The following is an 18,740-nucleotide window of genomic DNA, read 5'->3' on the forward strand; positions in this document are numbered from 1 at the left end:
CGCCAGCACCTCGGCCGCCAGCACTTCGGCCGCGAGCGCACCGGCCGCAGACCCCGCGCCTTCCGATGCACCGCCTTCCCATGCGGTGACGGCAGCGCCGGACGCGACAGACGGCGGCGCCAAGCTCGTCGCCTGAGACCGGAAGCGGGCAGGCGCCGTGCTGCCCACATCCCCGGATGCATTCCAGGCCGGATATGCTTCAGGTGGGATGTGCCTCAGGCCGGATGTGCCTCAGGCGGGATGCCGCATCAGGCCGGCTGCGGCTGGCCCAGTTCCCAGCGCGGGCTGACGCTGAAACGGTAGTCGTGACGCGCCTGTTCCGGCCAGCGGGCGATGCGCAGCGCGCCGGCGAGCGCGATCATCGCGCCGTTATCGGTACACAAGTCCAGTTCCGGGTAGAACACCGCGAAGCCCCGGCGCGTCGCGGCGGCATCGAGCGCCGCGCGCAACTGCGCGTTCGCCCCCACTCCGCCCGCCACCACCAGCCGTTTCATCCCCGTGCGTTTCAGGGCGGTCAGCGATTTCGCGACCAGCACGTCCACTGCGGCGTCCACGAAGGCGCGTGCGATGTCGGCGCGCGCCTGCTCGTCGAGCGGCTCGGCCAGGCGGCGCACCTGCGTCAGCACCGCGGTCTTCAGCCCGCTGAAACTGAAATCCAGATCGCCGGAATGCAGCATGGGCCGGGGCAGCACGACGGCGCCCGGCCGGCCCCGGGCCGCCAGCGCGGAGACCGCGGGACCGCCCGGATAGCCGAGCCCCAGCAGTTTGGCGGTCTTGTCGAACGCTTCGCCGGCGGCGTCGTCGAGCGTCTCGCCCAGGATCTCGTATTCGCCGACGTCCTGCACCCGCATCAACTGCGTATGCCCGCCGGACACCAGCAGGGCGACGAAGGGAAAGGCGGGAGCGCGCTGCGCCAGGAGCGGCGACAGCAGATGGCCTTCCAGATGATGGATGCCGATCACCGGCTTGCCCCAGGCGAAGGCCAGACCGTTGGCCACGCTCGCGCCCACCAGCAGCGCGCCCGCCAGGCCGGGGCCGGCCGTGTAGGCCACCGCGTCGATCTCGGCGGCCTGCACGCCGGCGGCCGCGAGGACGGTTTCGAGCAGCGGCAGCGCGCGCCGGATATGGTCCCGGGACGCGAGTTCCGGTACCACGCCGCCGTATTCGCGATGCATGTCGATTTGCGAGTGCAATGCGTGTGACAGCAGTCCGCTGCCTTGCCGGTACAGGGCGAGGCCGGTTTCGTCGCAGGAACTTTCAATGCCGAGAACGAGCATGGCGCGGGCGGGGCGAGTGAGGTAGCGGCAGAACGCGCTGGGGCGGGCGGCGGATGCATGCCGCCGGCAGCAAAGGCGACGAGTATAACAGCGCCGCGCGAATCGCCCGCCGTCCCGGGCAATGCGTACAATCACGCGATGGAAAAATTCGATATGGCCGTCATCGGCGCCGGTGCCGCCGGCATGATGTGCGCGGCGGTCGCCGGGCAGGCGGGCCGGCGCGTCGTGCTGCTCGATCACGCGGCGAAGATCGGCGAAAAGATCCGCATCTCCGGCGGCGGGCGCTGCAACTTCACCAATCTGCATGCGGCGCCCGCGCACTATCTGTCCGAGAATCCGCATTTCTGCCGCTCCGCGCTGGCGCGCTATACCCCGCGGGATTTCATCGGCCTGCTCGAATCGTACCGTGTGGGCTGGCACGAAAAGCACCGCGGCCAGCTGTTCTGCGATGTGTCGAGCGAATCCGTGATCCACGTGCTGAAGGCCGAATGCGATGCCGGCCGGGTCAGCTGGCGGCACCCGGTGCGGGTACACGACATCGCGCGTGGCGGCGCGCAGGCGCGCTTCACGCTGTCGACCGATGCCGGCGCGATCGCCGCCGATGCGCTGGTGATCGCGACCGGCGGGTTGCCGGTGCCGAAGATCGGCGCCAGCGATTTCGCGCTGGCGCTGGCTCGCGCATGGGATATCCCGGTGGTCGCGCCGCGCGCGGCGCTGGTGCCGTTGACGTTTTCCGTCGCGGAATGGGCGCCGTTCGCCGAACTGGCCGGGGTGTCGATCGAGGTAGGCATCCAGACGGGCGCGGGCCGGGAGCGCGGCGCCTTCGTCGAGGATCTGCTGCTCACCCACAGAGGGCTGTCGGGCCCCGGCGTGCTGCAGATTTCCAGCTACTGGACGGCGCCGGCGCCCATCGATATCGATTTGCTGCCGGGGCGCGACGCCGGCGCCGAACTGCTGGCGGCGAAGTCCACGTCGCGCCGGCAACTCGCGACGCTGCTGGCCGACTGGCTGCCCGCCCGTCTCGCCGGTGTCTGGGCGGACGTGGCCGGCGTGCCGCGCGACGCCCGGCTTGCCGATCTGCCGGACCGCACGCTGCGCGCGCTCGGCCAGGCGTTGAATGGCTGGCGCCTGCATCCGGCCGGCACCGAGGGCTGGCGCAAGGCCGAGGTGATGCGCGGCGGCGTGGATACGCGCGCCTTGTCGTCGTCGACGATGGAGGCGAAATCCTGCCCGGGCCTGTATTTCATCGGCGAGGCGGTGGACGTGACCGGCTGGCTTGGCGGCTATAACTTCCAGTGGGCCTGGGCGTCGGGCGTGGCGGCGGCGCGCGCGGCCAGTCGGCAGGCGGTATAGACGGCCCGGTGTGTTAAAATCCCGCTGCTTCGGGCATGCCGTATCGCACGTTTTTCGCCGCGTCGCATCCTCGCGTCGGCAGTGACCGCCGCCACCCGTCCCGATCACCTTCAGAGTTGCCACCCGATGAGCCTCAAAGAACAGATTACCGAAGACATGAAGACCGCGATGCGCGCGCGCGACAGCGAGCGGCTCGGTACGATCCGTCTGTTGCTGGCCGCCATCAAGCAGCGCGAGGTCGACGAGCGGATCGTGCTGGACGACGGCGCCGTGACTGCCATCGTCGAGAAGCTGATCAAGCAGCGCCGGGATTCGATCGAGCAGTTCGGCGCGGCCGGGCGCGACGATCTGGTACAGAAGGAAACCGCCGAACTCGCCGTGCTGGCGGGCTATATGCCGCAGCAACTCGACGATGCCGAGATCGATGCCCAGGTCGGCGCCGCCGTGACCGCGCTGCAGGCCAGCGGCCCGCAGGACATGGGCAAGGTCATGGGCCGTCTGAAAGGCGAACTCGCCGGCCGCGCCGACATGACGCGCGTCTCCGCGCGTGTGAAGGCGGCGCTGAGCCGGTAGGCGTCGCGCCCTTTCCGGGGCGCGGGCCGCGGCGAGCCGCCCGTCGCACGACACGCGCCGCGCCGATGAGCGGGCGGGCGTCGTGCCGTTTCAGTAGTATGGCCAGTATGAGCGTGCGACCGCCGTTCAAGTCCATTCGGGCCGTTTCTCGTGATACCTCACTCCTTTCTCCAGGATCTGCTCGACCGCGTCGACATCGTCGAGGTGGTCGGCCGCTACGTGCAGTTGAAGAAGGCCGGCGCCAATTTTTCCGGCCTGTGCCCGTTTCATAACGAGAAAAGCCCTTCTTTCACCGTCAGCCCGACCAAACAGTTCTATCACTGCTTCGGTTGCGGCGCGCATGGCACGGCGATCGGTTTTCTGATGGAGCACGCGGGGCTGCCGTTTCCCGAAGCCGTGAACGATCTCGCGCAGGGCGCGGGTCTCACGGTGCCCCATGAACCGGGCCCGGGACAGATGGGCCGGCGCGCGTTCGCGGGCGAGGGCGGCGCACCGCGCGCCGACGGCCACGCCGCGGCGACCAAGCGGGCCGTGGATGTCATGCAGACCGCGTGCGATTATTACCGGCGGCAGTTGCGCGAGTCGCCCACGGCGATCGCCTACCTCAAGCGCCGGGGCCTGACCGGGCCTGTCGCCGCGCGTTTCGGTCTCGGTTTCGCGCCCGACGGCTGGCAGAATCTGGAAACCGCGTTCGACGATTATCGCGACGATGTGCTGGTGGAAACCGGGCTGGTGATCGTCAGCGAGAAGCAGGACGCGCAGGGCAAGGAGCGGCGCTACGACCGGTTCCGGGAACGGGTGATGTTCCCGATCCGCAATGCGCGCGGGCATGTGATCGGTTTCGGCGGCAGAATTCTCGATTCCGGCGAACCAAAGTATTTGAATTCCCCGGAAACGTCGCTATTTAGCAAGGGCAACGAGTTGTACGGCCTGTTCGAGGCCCGCCTGGCGATTCGCGAGCAGGGTTTCGCGCTGGTGGTGGAAGGCTATATGGACGTCGTGGCGCTCGCGCAGCTCGGGTTTCCGAACGCGGTGGCGACGCTGGGTACCGCCTGCACGCCGGTGCATGTGCAGAAACTGGTGCGGCAGACCGAACGCATCGTGTTCAGTTTCGATGGCGATGCGGCCGGACGGCGCGCCGCGCGTCGCGCGCTGGAAGCGAGCCTGCCCCACGCGGCGGACAACCGGGAGATCGCTTTTCTGTTCCTGCCGAGCGAGCACGATCCGGACAGCTTCATTCGCGAGCGCGGCACGGAGGCGTTCGCCGCGGCCGTGGCGCAGGCCACGCCGCTGTCCGAGTTCCTGATCGCCGAGGCGCTGGCGGGCAAGGAACTGGAGCGGCCGGAAGGGCGGGCGAAGGCGCTGTTCGATGCGAAACCGTTGTTGCAGGCATTGCCGCCGAACGCGCTGCGCGTGCAGATACTGCACGAGATCGCCGACCGTCTGAAGGTGTCGACCGGCGAGGTGGCGGCACTGTGCGCGGTGGACGAGCGGGCGGTTGCGCCGCGCAGGCAGGCCGCGCCGGTGTCCGAACGAAGACGTGTGACAGGTAGCGAACGGCGGGCGCTGCGCAATCTCGTGATGCACCCTAGACTGGCGCTGCGCCTGGACGCGGCGGCGTTGCAGGTCATCGCCGAATGCGCGCATCACCGCCCGTTGTTCGAGGAAGTGGTGGCCCATGCACGGGAACTGGGCGAGCGCGCGGAATTTCGTTTGTTGTCCGACGTCTTGAGAAATTCGGAAAACGTCTCCACCTATGAGGAAATCTTTCGCGAAATCCTGGTCTACGATGAAAACGTGCGTGACCTGTTGATGGCGGAGGAGGGCGCCGACGCTGGTGGGCGTGGCGCGACGATGGCCGAGCATCGCCGGGAGCTGGAGGATCTGGCGTTTCAGGAAATCGATGCGTCGCTGGCGAAGATGCGGTACGACGGGCTGTGCGAACGGCTCGACCAGTTGTGCAAACAAGCGAAGCTGACGCCGGAACAAAGTCTCGAAGTGGCCGGTCTGTCGCGTCAGGTGGCGGAATTGAAGCATTCCGCCATCGCGAAGCAATAAATCAGGATTTATCGGTGCTATAATTTAAGGTTTTAAACGGGTGTAAGTGCTTCTGCGATTGCTGGGCAATTGCTGGTACGGCCGGGCGCATGCCGGGTCGGACGGGATCTCCAGGGCCGAGGGCCGGATCTCTTGAAGCCAAGGGCGTGCTGCGGATACCCCGTAGCGCATCGAAGGCGTCGCAGGCGCCGCCCGCTGCACCCGCACCTGCGAACAAAACGCCTGAAGGCGAATGACACCGGCTCGGTTCCGCCGGTGCCCGGTCGAGCGTAATCCTCTCACGACGAAAGATTACAGCAGAAACCGGAAATTCGCGACGGGCGATTCATGCGGCGGCCGTCTGTATTGCAGCGGCACGTGCAACCAAGGAACCCAGGGCCGATGCAACGTTGCGCAATGTGCGCGTCCTAGATAAGGCCACTATGGCGAACTCCATGAAAAAAACGTTGAACGAAGTCTCCTCCGAAGAAGAAGTCACCCCCGTGGAAGACGCGGGCAAGGGCGAGAAGACCGTGGTGGTGAAGGTGCGTGAGCGCCGCGCGAAAGAAAAAGCGCTGCTGAAGGACGCTTTCGCGTCGCAGCAGCCGGGTACCGCCGAGGAGCTCGAAGAGCGCCGGGCGAAGCTGCGTGCATTGATCGTGCTCGGCAAGGAGCGCGGTTTCCTGACGTTCTCCGAGATCAACGACCATCTGCCGGACGACATCGTCGAGACCGACGCGATCGAGGGCATCATCGGCACGTTCAGCGACATGGGCGTGCGTGTCTACGAAACGGCGCCCGATGCGGAAACGCTGCTGCTCAACGACAACGCCCCCGCCGCCGCGAGCGACGACGAGGTCGAGGAAGAGGCCGAGGTGGCGCTCTCGACCGTGGACTCCGAATTCGGCCGCACGACGGACCCGGTGCGCATGTATATGCGCGAGATGGGTACCGTCGAGCTGCTGACCCGCGAAGGCGAAATCGAGATCGCGAAGCGGATCGAGGACGGTCTGAAGTACATGGTGCAGGCGATCTCCGCCTGCCCGACCACCATCGCCGACATCCTCGGGATGGCGGAGCGCGTATCGAACGACGAGATCCGTGTCGATGAACTGGTCGACGGTCTGATCGATTCGGAAACCGAGGCTGCCGCCGACGAAAAGGACGCGGACGGCTTCTCCGCCGAGGAAGCGGAGGAGCTGGAAGCCGCCGACGACGAGGAGGAAAGCGACGAGGAGGATTCGGCGGAAGACGAAGGCGCGCGCGCGGCCTCGGCGAACGCCGCCCAGCTCGAAGCGCTGAAGCGGGCCGCGCTCGACAAGTTCAGCAAGATCAGCGCCGAATTCTCGGCGATGCGCGATGCCTACGAGAAGGAAGGCTACAAGTCGGCCTCCTACCTGCGCGCGCAGGAAGAGATTCAGCTCGAACTGACATCGATCCGTTTCACCGCCCGCACGGTAGAGCGGCTGTGCGACACACTGCGCGGTCAGGTCGAGGAAGTGCGCAGCGTCGAGCGCCAGATCCTGCACACGGTGGTCGACAAGTGCGGCATGTCGCGCAGCGAGTTCATCTCGCGCTTTCCGAGCAACGAGACGAATCTGGACTGGGCGCAAAGCGTCGTCGACGAAGGGCATGATTACAGCGCCGTGCTCGAGCGCAACATCCCGGCGATTCGCGAACAGCAGCAGAAGCTGATCGACCTGCAGACGCGCGTCGTGTTGCCGCTGGGCGACCTGAAGGAAACCAACCGCCAGATGGCGTCGGGCGAACTGAAGGCGCGTCAGGCCAAGCGCGAAATGACCGAGGCGAACCTGCGCCTGGTGATTTCGATCGCGAAGAAGTACACGAATCGCGGATTGCAGTTCCTCGATCTGATCCAGGAAGGCAATATCGGGCTGATGAAGGCGGTGGACAAGTTCGAATACCGCCGCGGCTACAAGTTCTCGACGTACGCGACCTGGTGGATCCGTCAGGCCATCACCCGTTCGATCGCCGATCAGGCCCGCACCATCCGGATTCCGGTGCACATGATCGAGACGATCAACAAGATGAACCGGATTTCCCGGCAGATTCTGCAGGAGACCGGTCTCGAGCCGGACCCGGCGACGCTGGCCGAGAAGATGGAGATGCCCGAGGACAAGATCCGCAAGATCATGAAGATCGCGAAGGAGCCGATCTCGATGGAAACGCCGATCGGCGACGACGACGATTCCCATCTGGGCGACTTCATCGAGGACAGCAACACGGTCGCGCCGTCGGACGCCGCGCTGCACTCGGGAATGCGGGACATCGTCAAGGACGTGCTGGACTCGTTGACGCCGCGCGAGGCGAAAGTGTTGCGGATGCGCTTCGGTATCGAGATGAGTTCGGATCACACGCTGGAAGAGGTCGGCAAGCAGTTCGACGTGACGCGCGAGCGGATTCGTCAGATCGAGGCGAAGGCGTTGCGCAAGCTGCGTCATCCCAGCCGTTCGGACAAGCTCAAGTCCTTCCTCGAAGGAAATTGAGTGCTCGCCGCCCGAACGCTTTCGACGCGGCCGGGCAGCGAACAAGTTGAAAAAGCTTTCACCGGCGTGCGATAATCGGCGCCTCTGGGCCTCTAGCTCATGTTGGTTAGAGCAGCGGACTTGATCGGCGGCTCGCCTACCGCTTCGACTGCGTCGGAGCCATGGTGGGCCGCCATATGGGTTGCCGGGGAGCAAGTTCGCTCTGCTCCCCGGTAGAACTACTCAAATTCGGGGAAGCCTCTGGCGCGTGCCGTTCCGGTCCGCCGTGGTAATCCCGAGCCAAGCCCGGGCGCACGCTCGGGAAGGTGTAGAGACTGTACGGGTAGGTCGTAAAGACAAGAGACAGTCCAGACCACAAACCCGAAAGGGGTGTCGAAAGGCATAGTGGTACGCATAATCCGTTGGTGCCGTGTTCGACTCACGGGAGGCCCACCAGATGCAACCTTCCGGCAGATGCCGGAAGGTTTTTTTTCGTCCATAGAATGTGTGCCTGCCCCAATCCGGACGGGACAGGCCTTCTTTTGCACTTTATTGGTGCAAAAAATTCAGCAACCTTCCCCCGTCTTGCCTTTCCTTCCTGGTCGCGCGTGATGCCCGTGTCAGCCGGCGTAGAATCAAGACGGGCATATGGCTTGCTTGATATGTCCGGCCATGAGCACAAAGCGTCAACACTGGCGCGACGCGCAAGCGTCGCCATTCAAATAAGACAGGGCGCAGACGATGCAGATCTACGACGAAATGCGCGACGGCGATGCGATCCGTCCGCACTATGCGCGCTTTCAACGCTGGCTCGATGCGCAGCCGGACGACTCCGTGACCCGCAAGCGGGCCGAAGCCGATTTACTGTTCCGCCGCGTGGGCATCACCTTCGCGATGAACGGCGACTTGTTGGGCACCGAGCGCCTCATTCCATTCGATTTGATTCCGCGCATCATTCCCGGCGAGCAGTGGCGCACGCTCGAGGCCGGATTGCGGCAGCGCGTGCGGGCGCTGAACATGTTCATCCACGACGTCTATCACGACGGCAACATCATCCGCGCCGGTCGCGTGCCGGCCGAGCAGGTCTATACGAACGCCCAGTACCGGCCGGAAATGCAGAATGTCGATGTGCCGCTGGGCGTCTATGCGCACGTCGCTGGCGTCGATGTGGTGCGCTCCGGCGAGGATGGCGACTTCTACGTCCTGGAAGACAATCTGCGGGTCCCTTCGGGTGTGTCGTACATGCTCGAGAACCGCAAGATGATGATGCGTCTGTTTCCCGAACTGTTCGTCCAGAACCGGATCGCGCCGGTCGCGCATTATCCCGATTTGCTGCTCGAATCGCTGCGTTCGGTCGCCCCGGACGGGGCGGACGATCCGGTCGTCGTGGTGCTGACGCCGGGCATGTACAACTCCGCGTATTTCGAGCACTCGTTTCTCGCCCAGCAAATGGGCGTCGAACTCGTCGAAGGCAAGGATCTCTTCGTCGACGACAACTACGTGTTCATGCGCACGACGCAGGGGCCGAAGCGGGTGGACGTGATCTACCGCCGTATCGACGACGATTTTCTCGACCCGCTGGCGTTCCGCTCGGATTCGGCCCTGGGCGTTCCCGGGTTGTTGACCGCCTACCGGGCCGGCCGCGTGGCGCTGGCCAACGCGATGGGCACCGGCATCGCCGACGACAAGTCGATCTATCCCTTCGTGCCGGACATGATCGCCTTCTACCTCGACGAGGAACCGATCCTGAAAAACGTTCCCACGTATCAGTGCCGCAAGCCCGAGGACCTGGCTTATACGCTCGCGCATCTGCCCGAACTCGTCGTCAAGGAAGTGCATGGCGCGGGCGGCTACGGGATGTTGGTGGGACCCGCGTCCACGCGGGCCGAAATCGAGGACTTTCGCGCCCGGTTGATCGCCCGGCCCAGTGGCTATATCTCGCAACCGACGCTGTCCCTGTCCGCGTGCCCGACGTTCGTCGACGCGGGCATCGCGCCGCGTCATATCGATCTGCGGCCCTTCGTGCTGTCGGGGCGGGACGTCACGCTGGCAGCCGGGGGACTCACGCGCGTCGCGCTCAAGGAGGGCTCTCTGGTCGTGAATTCCTCGCAAGGCGGTGGTACGAAAGATACCTGGATCGCCGATTGACCGGACGTCGCGACAGGGCGGCGGGCGTCGCGATCCGCACACTCGCCCGCGCCCCTGCGCGACGCGCCCGGCGCAGTATTTCCGACCCGGCACGTAATGTTGTCCGGGTTCATGGGGGAACAGGCCCTCGCTTCGAAGGAACGCCATCATGCTGAGCCGGACTGCCGACCACCTTTTCTGGATGGCGCGTTACATGGAGCGCGCGGAGAATACCGCGCGCATGCTGGACATCAATCTCAAGGGCATGTTGCTGCCCCAGACCGCCGAACAGGAAACCGATGCGCATCGCTCGATTCTGCGCATCTCGGAACTCGAAACGACATTCCGCGACCGCTATGGCGAGCCGCCCACCAACGAGCGGGTGCTCGAATTCATGGTCGCCGATCCGGAAAATCCGTCGAGCATCTTCGCCTGCCTGCAGGCCGCGCGAGAGAACGCCCGGGCGGTGCGCGGCACGCTGACCACGGAAAGCTGGGAGACCATCAACTTCACTTGGCTCGATTTCGTCGACCGGCTCGGCGCGGGCGAGCTGCGGTCGAACCCGGAAGCCCTGTTCGAATGGGTGAAGACCCGCTCGCATCTCTCGCGCGGGGTGACCGTGGGCACCGCGCTCAAGGACGACGCGTTCTATTTCGGCCAGTTGGGCACCTTCCTCGAACGCGCCGACAATACCGCGCGGATTCTCGACGTACGCTTCTCGCACTCCGGCAGCCCGCGCGATTCGACCCGTCAGCTGGAGGATTTCTATTACTGGACGTCGATCCTGAGTTCGGTCTCCGCCCTCGAGATCTACCGCAAGGTCTATCGCGATGTCGTGACGCCGTCGCGCGTGGTCGAGCTGTTGATCCTCAATCCGCAGATGCCGCGTTCGCTGCTCGCCTCGCTGGTCGAGGTCTGCGACACGCTCGAGCAACTGCGCACCGCGGGGTCGACGCCGTGCGAACGTTTCGCCGGCAAGCTGCGCGCCGAGCTGCTGTATGCCGATATCGGTCAGATTTTCGAGGCGGATCTGCATGACTATCTGACGCAGTTCCTCGAACGGGTACATGAACTGGGAACGCTGGTGATGCGGACCTACCTGATGTTGCCGCTTGCGTGATGCGCGCCACCCGCGCTGCGCGCCACGCCATAGTGCGCGCCCTTGGCGCGTATGCCTTTAGGAACCCACGGACCGAACGGACCCGACCATGCATCTGACCATCCGACACGATACCCATTACCGGTACCAGACGCCGGTTCAGTATTCGATTCAGCAGTTGCGGCTGACGCCGTCGACCAGCCCCTCGCAACTGGTGCGCCGCTGGCACGTCGACGCACCGGGCAAGCTCGATGCCACCCAGGATGCGTACGGCAACGTTCTGCACACGCTGGTGCTGACCCGGGCGCATCAGGAAATCTTCTTTTCCGTTTCCGGGGAGATCGACACGACGCCGCTGCACGATGGGCGGCTGACCGAAGGCCCGGGTCTGATTCCGATCGAGCACTACACGACGCAGACGCCGCTGACCGAGGTCGACGAAGCCATCCACGAGCTCGCGTTCGCCGCGCCCGCGCCGACGTCGCCGGCCGGACTGATCGCGCTGGCCGAGCGCATCGAATCCCGCGTGCATTACCTGCCGGGCGTGACCCGGGTGACCAGCAGCGCGGCGGAAGCGCTGGCGCTGGGCAACGGCGTGTGCCAGGACCACGCGCACCTGATGCTGGCGTGCTGCCGCGCGCGCGGTGTGCCGGCGCGCTATGTGAGCGGCTATATCGATCCGGGCGACGTGCCGCACGCGGCGAGCCATGCCTGGGTGGATGTCTGGCTGGGCGAACTCGGCTGGGTGTCGGTCGACGTAACGCACACGGCGTTCGCCAGCGAGAAGTACTGCCGGCTGGCAGTCGCGCGGGATTACGAGGCCGCGTCGCCGGTGCGCGGCACGCGCGTCGGTGGCAAGGAAGAGACACTCGATGTCATGGTATTCGTCAATGTGGAGGCGCTGCAATAGGCATCGATGCCCGCGGCACGGCGTCGCGGTGCTCGCGCCACGTCGTGCGGGACATGCAACGTTCGCAACGTTCGCCGGTTTCCCCGGCGAACGACCCAGTACAATGACACCTGTTTCCACTGAGATTTGCAAATATGACTTATTGCGTGGCGATGTGCGTCGATGAAGGGCTGGTCTTTCTGTCCGATACGCGCACCAACGCCGGCGTGGACCATGTGAGCGCCGCGCGCAAGATGTCGGTATTCGAGCAGCCGGGCGACCGCGTGCTCGTGCTGATGGGTGCCGGCAACCTCTCGTTGACACAGTCGGTCGTGCAGCTGCTGAGCGAGCCGGGAGAGGGCGGGCGCGCGACATTGTGGAATGCGCCGAACATGGCCGAAGCGGCGCGCGTCGTGGGCGACGCGGTGCGCGAGGTGCACCAGCGCGATGCCGGGCCGCTCGAAGAGTTCGATCTCACCTTCAACTGCAGCTTCATTCTCGGTGGTCAGATCAAAGGCCTCGCGCCCCGGCTCTTCATGATCTACTCGGCGGGCAATTTCATCGAGTCGACACGCGTCAGCCCGTATTTCCAGATCGGCGAATCGAAATACGGCAAGCCGATCGTCGACCGGGTAATCACGCCCGCGACGCCGCTCGACGAGGCGGCCAAGTGCGCGCTGATCTCGATGGATTCGACGTTGCGCTCGAATCTTTCGGTAGGGCTGCCGCTGGACCTGCTCGTATACGAGCGGGACGCGCTGAAGGTAACGCGTTTCGCGGTACTCGACCAGGAAAATGCGTACTACCGCATGATCCACCGGACCTGGGGCGAGCGCCTGCGGCAGATCTTCGGGGAAATCCCGAATCCCGCCTGGACGGACCCGTCCGATGTGCCGTTGCGCGGCCGTCATACGGAGGTATCGCTACCGCGCGCGCTGGCGCCGGACGAGATCGCCGCGCAGCAACAGTCGCCGGCGCAGACCCTGGCCGAGGCGCAGCGCAACCAGCGGCAGCAATAACGCCGACCCCCGCGGCCGTCATCGACGGCCGACAGCGCCTGCGGGGTCTGCGGTACCGTCCGGTTACTTGTTGCCGGTCGAGCCGGTGCCGGTGCCGTACATCCCTTTCTCGAAACCCGAGGAGCCTTCGGACTTCTTGGTCGACTTGTGGCTGGCGGACTTGCTGCGCCGATTGTTGGCAGGGTGTTCCGCGGTGGGTTTTTCCGATCCTTCGACCACGGTACGCGTCGAGGCCTGGGCCTGCGCGCCCATCGCCGAGTTGCGGCCGTCCGGCGTCTGTCCGGAGGCGCCCCCGGATATCGACGAGCCGCTGCCCGACCCATCCGAATTGCCCGACGTGATGGGGCCGGTCTGCGCTTCGGCGACACTGCCGAAGCCCGCCAGCGCCAGCATCAGCGCGATGATCGCCGGTGCCGCGCGCCGCGCGCCGGGGGTTTGCCGCGCAGTGGCGATGGGGGTCGTGCGGAACGTATTGCCGAGCGTATTTTTCATGATATTCGGTGTGCCTGGAAGGACGGTGTGGGCGGGCGCACGGCAGGCGCGCCCTGATTGCTACACTATAAGCAGATCGCATACCCGGCGGTACGGGTAAAATCGCGAATCGTCCCGTCCGCCCTCCATTCGTCGCCATGAAAAACACCGCTACCCCAGTTGCCGATGCCCGCCAGCGCGTCGCTGCGCAAGATGACGCTTTCGTTTGTTCGTTCGGTACACCGTCGAGTCCCACCGCGTACCGCGTGATGCTGCTGGGCAGCGGCGAGCTGGGCAAGGAGGTGGTGATCGCGCTGCAGCGGCTCGGTGTCGAGGTGATCGCGGTGGACCGCTACGCCGACGCGCCGGCGCAGCAGGTGGCGCACCGCAGCCACGTGATCGACATGACCGATGGCGCGGCCCTGCGTGCGCTGATCGAGGCGGAACGCCCGCATCTGGTGGTGCCGGAAATCGAGGCGATCGCCACCGATACCCTCGCCGAGATCGAGCAGGCCGGCATCAGCCGCGTCGTGCCCACCGCCCGCGCCACCCAGTTGACGATGAACCGCGAGGGCATCCGCCGGCTCGCCGCCGAGGAGCTGGGCCTGCCCACGTCGCCCTATGCGTTCGCCGATTCGCGTGCCGCTCTCGAAGCGGCGATCGCAGCGGGCATCGGCTACCCCTGCGTGGTCAAGCCCGTCATGTCCTCTTCCGGAAAAGGGCAGTCGGTATTGCGTTCCGCCGCCGACCTGGACGCGGCGTGGTCGCACGCGATGGCGGGGGGGCGCGTGGCTGGAACGCGCATCATCGTCGAGGGGTTCGTCGACTTCGATTACGAGATCACGCAATTGACGGTACGCGCGGTGGGGGCATCCGGCGCGGTCGAGACCTTTTTCTGCGAGCCGATCGGCCACCGCCAGGTGGACGGCGACTATGTCGAATCCTGGCAACCGCAGCCGATGCGGGAAAAAGCGCTGCAGCGCGTGCGCGATCTGTCGCATGCGGTCACCGTGGCGCTGGGCGGGCGCGGTCTGTTCGGCGTCGAAGCCTTCGTGCGCGGCGACGAAGTATGGTTTTCCGAAGTCAGCCCGCGCCCGCACGACACGGGGCTGGTGACGCTGTGCACCCAGCGATACTCGGAATTCGAACTGCACGCCCGCGCGATTCTCGGCCTGCCGGTCGATCCGACGCTGCGCGAACCCGGCGCCTCGGCGGTGATCTACGGCGGTCTGGACGCGCCGGGCATCGCTTACGAAGGCGTGGCGGAGGCGCTCGCGGTACCGTGTGCGGACCTGCGTCTGTTCGGCAAGCCGGAGAGTTTCGTCAAACGGCGCATGGGCGTGGCCCTCGCCACCGGCGCGGACATCACGCAGGCGCGGGAGCGGGCGCGTGCGGCGGCGAGTCTGGTGCGGCCAGTGGCGGCCGCGGCATCGCCCGCCGCGGGATCGCCCGCCGCGGGATCGCCCGCCGGAGTCTAGGGCAAGCGGCGCCGCGGGGCCGTTCGTCGCATGTGGACGTCCCGTCCGCAGACCGGAATAGTGCGGATGCTACAATGCGGGCAGGTGGCGCGTGCCGTCGCCGCCAGCCCGAGCGGGTCGAGCCGTTCCGACGCAGGGCGACGCGAAACATCCCACGCAAGCATAAGGGAAACGGGCGCCGGACATGAGTGACGCCGATGCCGGACATGAGTGACGCCGATGCATCAGCTCCGATCCCGTACCGTGGCGCTTTGCAGGCCAAGGCGCACACCCGGAAAGGCGGTTCTTCGACGCCGCCCCGAATCACCCGTTGCCGTCATCCCGCCTCCTCGCGCTCCCGTCGCGAGCCCGCCGTAAAGGGGCGCGATGCAAGCGGTGCGCGCGGACCGTTTGTCCGCCGCCTGGCTCGATGCCAGGCCTTTTGAACTCATTCCTCATGCCCGAGACAGGATTTTCCAACGCTTCCGACGCCGCCTATGATCGCGCCCTCGAGGCTTCAACGAAAGCGACGGACACCGCAGGCCCCGCGGTCGGCGCGGACCCATCCCCGGCACATGAGATGCAACGATCGGAAACGACGCCCGCATCCGAGGCGCCTGCCGCGCTGGCGACATCGTTCGATCAGTTTGGTCTGCACCCCGACATCCTGCGCGCCATCGCGGACTCCGGCTACACGCGTCCCACGCCGATTCAGGCCGAGGCGATTCCCGTCGTGCTGACCGGGCGCGACATCATGGGCGCCGCGCAAACGGGCACCGGCAAGACGGCAAGCTTCTCGCTACCGATCATCCAGCGGCTGCTGCCGTTCGCGAGCCATAGCGCCTCGCCGGCGCGGCACCCGGTGCGCGCACTGATCCTGACGCCCACGCGGGAACTGGCCGACCAGGTCGCGGCGAATGTCGCGGCCTATGCGAAACACACCGCGCTGCGCAGCGTGGTCGTGTTCGGCGGCGTCGACATGAACGCGCAGGCAGCGGAATTGCGGCGCGGCGTCGAGGTGCTGATCGCGACGCCGGGCCGCCTGCTCGATCACGTCCAGCAACGCAATACGCAACTCGGCCAGGTGCAGATGCTGGTGCTCGACGAAGCGGACCGGATGCTGGACATGGGTTTCCTGCCGGACCTGCAGCGCATCCTGAACCTGCTGCCGCAGGCGCGGCAGACGCTGCTGTTCTCGGCGACGTTTTCGAACGAAATCAAAAAGCTGGCGGCCACCTACCTGCGTTCGCCGCTGACGATCGAGGTCGCGCAGCGCAACTCGACCGCGACGAACGTGCGCCAGATCCTGTTCGAGGTCGACGACGCGGACAAACAGCGCGCGGTCACGGAGCTGATCCGCCGACGCGGCCTCAAGCAGGTCATCGTGTTCTGCAACAGCAAGCTGGGCGCGAGCCGGCTGGCGCGCCAGCTCGAACGCGATGGCGTCGTCGCCGCCGCCATCCATGGCGACAAGACGCAGAATGAGCGGATGCAGGCGCTCGACGCGTTCAAGCGCGGCGAGATCGAGGCGCTGGTGGCCACCGACGTGGCCGCGCGGGGTCTGGACATCGCCGAATTGCCGGCGGTGATCAACTACGATCTGCCGTTCAGCGCCGAGGACTACGTGCACCGTATCGGCCGCACCGGCCGTGCGGGTGCATCGGGCGACGCGTTGTCGCTGTGCACCGCGAAGGATGTCAAGCTGCTTGCCGATATCGAGGCGCTGATCAAGCGGCCGCTCGAACGTGAAGCGCTGGCGTTGACCCCGGTGGCGCGGGAACGGCGGGAAGAACGCGGCGACGCGCGCCCCGCGCGCGAACGCCGTCCGGGCGACGCCGCGTCGTCGAGCGGGCCGTACGCGACGCGCGGCGGCCCGACGCGTACGGGTGCAAGCATGACGGGCGGGGCGGGCGGTAGTGCACGCTTCAACCGGCCGGGCGAAGGACGGTCGCGCCACGGCGCGCCGGCGGCGCCCGTCGACGATATTTTCACGCGACCGTACGAACCGTCCCCCAGCGCGCAACGCGACGCGGCCGCCGAGGTCGCATCGGGCGCACCGCGCCGCGCACCCAAGCGTCAGGTCGCGGCGTTGCTGGGCGGCATGCCGCGCAAGACGACCTGAGCGCGCCACGCGGCGATCGCATCGCGGAAAAAGCGCGGCTGATCCGGTGCCTCCACCGCGAGGCCGAGGAAGCGCGCGGCCTCGCCGAGCGCGCGCAGGCGCGATTCCGGCGCGCGCGACAGCGCCTGCGCACCGTGCTGCTTGCTGAGTTTCTCGCCATCCGCGCGCGTCAGCACCGGCACGTGGAGGTAGCGCGGTGTCGGCAGTCCGAGGCAGCGCTGCAGGTAGATCTGCCGGGGGGTGGAGTCGAGGAGATCCGCGCCCCGCACGATATCGGTAATGCCCGAGTACGCATCGTCCACGACCACGGCGAGCTGATAGGCCCATAGGCCGTCGGCGCGCTTCAGCGCGAAATCGCCGACCTCGCGCGCCAGATCCTGCACCCGGTCCCCCTGCCACCGGTCCCGGAAACGGATGCGCGGGTCCGCAGGCGGCTGGTCGGCGGCCGCCGCATCGACATCCGCCGGGACGCGCAACCGCCAGGCCCGTGCCGGCCGGCCGTGCAGCCCGGCACGGCAGGTGCCGGAATAGGCGAGGGTCGTATGGCGGGCATGGCCCGCGTCGGTGCGCAACAGGGCGTCGTTGATCTCGCGCCGCGTGCACGCGCACGGGTAGACCCTGCCGCTCGCCAGCAGCGCATCGAACGCCGCCTGATACGCGGCGCTCCGGTTGCTTTGCCATATCGGTGGGGCGTCGGAGCACATTCCATAGGCCGCGAGCGTTTCGAGGATGTCCTCGGCGGCGCCCGGCACGCTGCGCGGACCGTCGATATCCTCGATGCGCACCAGCCACTGTCCGGCATGCGCGCGGGCATCCAGATAGCTGGCCAGCGCCGCGATCAGCGAACCCTGGTGCAGCGGCCCGGTGGGCGATGGCGCGAAGCGGCCCCGATAGCCGCTAGCCGGCGGTCGGGGCGTCATGGCGGGACGTGAGGGCCGGTGCGGGATGTCCCGTCTGCGCCGCCGTGCGGGCCGGATCCGCGGCGGGGGCCAGCGACGGCGTCAGCGCCGTGCGCTCGTCGAAGACGAAGCAGGCCCCGTGATAGTGCGCCGTGCCCACGTGCTCGAAGTAGCCGAGAATTCCGCCGTCGAGCTGGTAGACATGTTCGACGCCCTTCTCGGCCAGATGAATCGCCGCTTTCTCGCAACGGATCCCGCCCGTGCAGAAGGACACCACGGTCTTGCCTGCGAAACCCGCGCGGTGGCGGGCCACGGCGTCGGGGAAATCGCCGAATTTGTCCAGACGCCAGTCGATCGCGTCATCGAACGTGCCGACGTCGACCTCGAAAGCATTGCGGGTATCGAGCAATACCACCGGGCGCCCGTCGTCGTCGTGGCCCTGGTCGAGCCATTGCTTCAGCGTCGCCGGCGCGACGGCCGGGGCGCGGCCCGCTTCCGGACGGATGGCAGGGTGCCGCATCGTGATGATTTCCTTCTTCAGCTTCACCCGCATGCGTTTGAAAGGCTGCGCCTCCGAGAAGCTGACCTTGAAGGTGAGCGGCGTGAAGCGACCCTCGAACAGCGGGTCCTCGCGCAGATAGGTCAGAAAGGCCTGGATGGCCGTTTCCGGGCCGGCGACGAAGGCGTTGATGCCCTCGGGCGCCAGCAGAATCGTGCCGCGCAGGTCCAGGGCCTCGCAGCGGGCGGCGAGCGGGGCGCGCCATGCGGCGCAATGCGCCAGGGAGACGAACAGATAACCAGCAAGATTGACGATGCGCATGATTCGGGGAACGGGTACGGAGACGGCCCGCGGGCGGCCCTGCCGGATGGGGTGGCAAAGCCGTATTATCCCGCATCCGCGTTGCCTTTCGTACCCCTTCGCCGTCTCTTT

General features: G+C 66.6%; 14 protein-coding genes. 10 read left to right on the forward strand and 4 right to left on the reverse strand.

Annotated elements, in window-relative coordinates; genetic code table 11:
• Positions 1-248: 248 nt before the first annotated feature.
• Positions 249-1,277: a tRNA (adenosine(37)-N6)-threonylcarbamoyltransferase complex transferase subunit TsaD gene (gene tsaD / locus OVY01_RS10715; protein WP_267847420.1), complete on the reverse strand. Its 1,029-nt coding sequence runs from the start codon at positions 1,275-1,277 to the stop codon at positions 249-251.
• A gap of 138 nt (positions 1,278-1,415) precedes the next feature.
• Between tsaD and OVY01_RS10720 the strand changes: the two genes are divergently transcribed.
• The 8 genes from OVY01_RS10720 to OVY01_RS10755 all read left to right on the forward strand — a co-directional run bounded on the left by OVY01_RS10720 (position 1,416) and on the right by OVY01_RS10755 (position 12,860).
• The gene (locus tag OVY01_RS10720) at positions 1,416-2,630 is read left to right on the forward strand and encodes a BaiN/RdsA family NAD(P)/FAD-dependent oxidoreductase (protein ID WP_267847421.1); all 1,215 of its coding nucleotides are present in this window, start codon (positions 1,416-1,418) and stop codon (positions 2,628-2,630) included.
• 126 nt (positions 2,631-2,756) lie between these two features.
• On the forward strand, positions 2,757-3,203 hold the full coding sequence (locus OVY01_RS10725; RefSeq protein WP_267847422.1) for a GatB/YqeY domain-containing protein: 447 nt from the start codon (positions 2,757-2,759) through the stop codon (positions 3,201-3,203).
• 150 nt (positions 3,204-3,353) lie between these two features.
• On the forward strand, positions 3,354-5,261 hold the full coding sequence (gene dnaG / locus OVY01_RS10730) for a DNA primase (RefSeq protein WP_267847423.1): 1,908 nt from the start codon (positions 3,354-3,356) through the stop codon (positions 5,259-5,261).
• A gap of 290 nt (positions 5,262-5,551) precedes the next feature.
• Positions 5,552-7,747, forward strand: coding sequence for an RNA polymerase sigma factor RpoD (rpoD, locus tag OVY01_RS10735; protein ID WP_267847746.1), 2,196 nt, complete (start codon positions 5,552-5,554; stop codon positions 7,745-7,747).
• A 720-nt stretch (positions 7,748-8,467) separates the two neighbouring features.
• Positions 8,468-9,874: a circularly permuted type 2 ATP-grasp protein gene (locus tag OVY01_RS10740; RefSeq protein WP_267847424.1), complete on the forward strand. Its 1,407-nt coding sequence runs from the start codon at positions 8,468-8,470 to the stop codon at positions 9,872-9,874.
• A gap of 148 nt (positions 9,875-10,022) precedes the next feature.
• On the forward strand, positions 10,023-10,973 hold the full coding sequence (locus OVY01_RS10745; RefSeq protein WP_267847425.1) for an alpha-E domain-containing protein: 951 nt from the start codon (positions 10,023-10,025) through the stop codon (positions 10,971-10,973).
• Positions 10,974-11,061: 88 nt separating this feature from the next.
• Positions 11,062-11,862: a transglutaminase family protein gene (locus OVY01_RS10750; protein ID WP_267847426.1), complete on the forward strand. Its 801-nt coding sequence runs from the start codon at positions 11,062-11,064 to the stop codon at positions 11,860-11,862.
• A 134-nt stretch (positions 11,863-11,996) separates the two neighbouring features.
• Positions 11,997-12,860, forward strand: a complete 864-nt coding sequence (locus OVY01_RS10755) for a proteasome-type protease (protein WP_267847427.1) — start codon at positions 11,997-11,999, stop codon at positions 12,858-12,860.
• Between the two features lie 63 nt (positions 12,861-12,923).
• Here the strand turns inward: OVY01_RS10755 and OVY01_RS10760 are convergent, their stop codons facing one another.
• Positions 12,924-13,352 (reverse strand): hypothetical protein, encoded by a 429-nt coding sequence (locus OVY01_RS10760; RefSeq protein WP_267847428.1) that lies wholly within the window; start codon positions 13,350-13,352, stop codon positions 12,924-12,926.
• A gap of 137 nt (positions 13,353-13,489) precedes the next feature.
• Between OVY01_RS10760 and purT the strand changes: the two genes are divergently transcribed.
• On the forward strand, positions 13,490-14,809 hold the full coding sequence (purT, locus tag OVY01_RS10765; RefSeq protein ID WP_267847429.1) for a formate-dependent phosphoribosylglycinamide formyltransferase: 1,320 nt from the start codon (positions 13,490-13,492) through the stop codon (positions 14,807-14,809).
• A 559-nt stretch (positions 14,810-15,368) separates the two neighbouring features.
• Positions 15,369-16,910: a DEAD/DEAH box helicase gene (locus OVY01_RS10770; protein WP_267847430.1), complete on the forward strand. Its 1,542-nt coding sequence runs from the start codon at positions 15,369-15,371 to the stop codon at positions 16,908-16,910.
• Here OVY01_RS10770 and gluQRS read toward each other — a convergent pair.
• Entirely contained in the window at positions 16,865-17,830 is a 966-nt protein-coding gene (gene gluQRS / locus OVY01_RS10775; RefSeq protein ID WP_267847431.1) for a tRNA glutamyl-Q(34) synthetase GluQRS, read from the reverse strand. The two genes, OVY01_RS10770 and gluQRS, sit on opposite strands and share 46 nt — an antisense overlap.
• Positions 17,808-18,629, reverse strand: a complete 822-nt coding sequence (locus tag OVY01_RS10780; protein WP_267847432.1) for a sulfurtransferase — start codon at positions 18,627-18,629, stop codon at positions 17,808-17,810. Before OVY01_RS10780 ends, gluQRS begins: the two co-directional genes overlap by 23 nt.
• Positions 18,630-18,740: the final 111 nt, after the last annotated feature.

The sequence above is a fragment of the Robbsia betulipollinis genome (assembly GCF_026624755.1).
Lineage (GTDB): Bacteria > Pseudomonadota > Gammaproteobacteria > Burkholderiales > Burkholderiaceae > Robbsia > Robbsia betulipollinis.